The sequence below is a fragment of the Delftia sp. ZNC0008 genome (assembly GCF_000799035.1).
Lineage (GTDB): Bacteria > Pseudomonadota > Gammaproteobacteria > Burkholderiales > Burkholderiaceae_C > Comamonas > Comamonas tsuruhatensis.
Genome location: NZ_JTKZ01000963.1, coordinates 1 through 308, shown reverse-complemented (window position 1 = coordinate 308; position 308 = coordinate 1). Strand labels below are relative to the sequence as shown.

Genomic DNA, 308 nt, shown 5'->3' with positions numbered 1-308 from the left:
GGGGCCAGCAGTACCGCCCGCCAGGCGGCGCAGTTGGGGAGTTGGTCGCCACGTTGCCCATTCCCGCAGGCCACACCGTCAAATGGGACTCGCTGTCCTCCAGTGCAGACGGCCAACGATTGCGCGCTGTGTTCATCACGGTATTGGGAAATTTCCTGCTCGTTGATCTGGCCGTTGGCGATGCCAGTCTTTCAATTGTCGCCACTTCAGAGCGCGGCTCTCGCATCGATGGATGGGAGGAATCCACCAACACCGGCACTGAGCTGGAGCCCAACATCACGGGCACCCGCATGGGCCCTATCTCCTTT

1 pseudogene is annotated in these 308 nt (G+C 61.4%); it reads left to right on the top strand.

What is annotated here, in order from left to right:
- Positions 1 to 41: 41 nt before the first annotated feature.
- Positions 42 to 308: pseudogene (locus L995_RS30925) on the top strand (hypothetical protein); the annotation flags it as partial.